The organism is uncultured Brachyspira sp. (assembly GCF_949287625.1).
GTDB lineage: Bacteria > Spirochaetota > Brachyspiria > Brachyspirales > Brachyspiraceae > Brachyspira.
This window is the reverse complement of record NZ_CASEGO010000184.1, coordinates 1-2,661: the sequence shown is the minus strand read 5'-3', so window position 1 is coordinate 2,661 and position 2,661 is coordinate 1. Positions and strand designations below refer to the sequence as shown.

Genomic DNA, 2,661 nt, shown 5'->3' with positions numbered 1-2,661 from the left:
TAAAAATATTATTATAGAAGAAAATTTTAAAAATCCTTTTATACCAGTAAAAGTGTTAAATGAAGCTAGAAGAGCTTTAATAGAAAAATTAGAAAATATATTGATTAAGCCTAAAGAAATCAATTATGATAAAAATATTTTTAATAATATTAATTATCCTAATACTGATATAAAAGTTTTGATTGTAAACAGCGAAGAGAAATTAAAACTATATTCTGATATTCATTATGATAAAAAAATATTATTTCCAAGTGTTTATGATGAAAATATAATAACACTTTTTCAAAATAAAAAAATAGACGGTATAATGCTGCCTCATGTAACATTCGATAAAGATATTGAAGTTATAAAAAGCATAGTAGAAAAAACAAATGGTATGATAGTAATATGCAATAACTTGGGGCATATTGAGGCATTAAAAGGTAAAGCTGTATTATGGTCTGGAATAGGACTTAATGCCATTAATAATTACAGCGTTAACTTTTTATATAAGTTAGGAGTTAATACTGTAATATCCGCTGTTGAGGCAGGTAAAACTTTAAAACATACTATAAGCATAAAAGAAGGTTTTATACCTGCTATGAACTTTGCATTCTGCCCAAAAAGTATGTCGGCGGGCTGTTCTAAATGCAAAGAAGAAGATATTATTGACCATAGAGGAAATACTGTAATATTTGACTGCGTTAAGATGTATAATAAAACTAGCTTTATACTAGAGCAGATAAAAAATAAAAATGGGAATATTTATTGTTATTAGATAAAGTTTCAAGCTATTTATTATAGTTTTTCTATTTCTTCTATACTTAAACCTGTATATTTTGAAATTGTGTTCAAATCTACTTTATCATTTTTCATATTTTTAGCTAATGAAATTTTTTCTTTTTCTATGCCTTCTTTAATACCTTCTTCTCTGCCTAATCTCCTCTCTTCACTTAAAGCTAATATATCAAAATATTTCTTTTCATATTCCTCATAATTTTCAAATAAATCTTTAGTATTGGCAAATTTATTATATTCATCATAAACTTCTTTCATTATAGGATTTTTTTTCACTAATATTTCCATAATTTCCTCCATTTTTCCTTGTTTTTCTTTAAATGTTAAAAAGTAAAACCAAGCATATAATTCATCTTTAAGACTAGAATTACTTTCTAAGTATTTTTGTAATTCAAGAAAATGCATCTCAAAATGATTTGTCAGTATATGATTGGTTTCAATTTCTTTTATCACATAACAGCTATGTTCTTTATCAATTCCTTTTAGTAAATTAAAGTCTAAAATATTAATTACTATAACTTGTTTTAAATCGTTGTACTTTTCGTTATTTCTTAAATTAGCAGCATAACCTTTAGCCCAGTAGTATAAACTTCTATATACAAATGACTGATTCCCTACTCTCTGTATTTCTATTAATACAGTTTCTCCGCTTTTCGTAACTGCTCTAACATCCACTATAGATTGCTTATCAGTAACAGTTTCTTTAAGATTAAAAGTATTAAGTACTTTAACTTCTTCAAATAATTCTTGATTATAGTTAGCTCTTACTAAATTAATTAAATTTTTTAAAATGCGTTCATGTCCTTCTTTAGCAAACAGATAACGCATAAAGTAGTCATTTAAAACGTTAATATCTCTCATGAGATTATTATACTGAAATACTTTATAAATGTCAAAGTGTAATTATTAATTTATTTTTATTTCTTTTTTTGTATTTATTTTATTTATAAGTAAATTATAGATTTGAATTTTATTGATATATTTTGTTGATTAGTTTTATCTAATACCTAGCGTACGGAGATCTTCCAGTAGTAGTTTTATCAATAGGCTTTGCTGTTTCAGCATCAAGTCCGCTGTATCTAGGAACATATTCTAAGGTGCTGTTTATTACAGGCAGCACTTTTATTTTAATAAGGTTAAAAAAATTTACTCTCACTTCCCACCCTTTAAATTTTTTAATATTATCTATTATTTCTGTATAGTTTTTTTTCTTTGCCTTTACTGTTATTTCAGTACCCACCCAAGTGCGTTTTACATTTATAATGCTCTTCAACGCACGTTAAACTTAATTCTTAATATATAATAAAATTATAATTACTAAATTGATTAATATAAAAAAATGCGTTCTACGTGCGTTTAGGAAAGCCTTAAATTTAAATCACGCTTTGGGCGGGTGTGCTTAAAAAAATACAGACTTATAGATTTAATTAAAACACTCCTATAAAAAAAATAAAGCCTTAAAAATCTAAAAGGGCAGGGATTTAAATAAAGTTTTGAAATTTATTCTTTTATAGTTTCTCTATTTCTTCTATACTTAAGCCTGTATATTTTGAAATGGTATTCAAATCTACTTTATCATTTTTCATATTTTTAGCCATAGATATTTGGGTTTCTTTTATACCTTCTTTTATACCTTCTTCTTTGCCTTTCTTAATTCCTTCTTCTATTCCTAATCTTCTTTCCTCATCAAGCATTATTTGATTACCGTATAAATATGCTTCTTTCTTCTCATATTCCATCATCATTAATCTGCTTTTTACAAAATTATTATATTTTTTCTGTACCTCTTCCATTATAGGTTTTTCTTTTACTATTTCAGACATAGATGCCTCCAAATTTTTACTTGTAAAGATTTTGAGCCAGTAATTTAAATCTTTAGATAAT

General features: G+C 25.4%; 2 protein-coding genes and 2 pseudogenes. 1 reads left to right on the top strand and 3 read right to left on the bottom strand.

Features of this window, described 5'->3' with window-relative positions:
• Window positions 1–757, top strand: a pseudogene (locus Q1X91_RS15410) (U32 family peptidase); the annotation flags it as partial.
• 20 nt (window positions 758–777) lie between these two features.
• On the opposite strand, the gene Q1X91_RS15405 reads toward Q1X91_RS15410, so the two are convergent.
• The 3 genes and pseudogenes from Q1X91_RS15405 to Q1X91_RS15395 all read right to left on the bottom strand — a co-directional run.
• Window positions 778–1,638 (bottom strand): Rpn family recombination-promoting nuclease/putative transposase, encoded by an 861-nt coding sequence (locus Q1X91_RS15405; protein WP_300759467.1) that lies wholly within the window; start codon window positions 1,636–1,638, stop codon window positions 778–780.
• 139 nt (window positions 1,639–1,777) lie between these two features.
• Window positions 1,778–2,050 (bottom strand): hypothetical protein, encoded by a 273-nt coding sequence (locus tag Q1X91_RS15400; protein ID WP_300759465.1) that lies wholly within the window; start codon window positions 2,048–2,050, stop codon window positions 1,778–1,780.
• 235 nt (window positions 2,051–2,285) lie between these two features.
• A pseudogene (locus Q1X91_RS15395) lies at window positions 2,286–2,661 on the bottom strand (hypothetical protein); the annotation flags it as partial.

Excerpts from the sequence above, each read along its gene's own strand:
- Q1X91_RS15405 (WP_300759467.1), bottom strand. The coding sequence starts at position 1,638 with ATGAGAGATATTAACGTTTTAAATGACTACTTTATGCGTTATCTGTTT.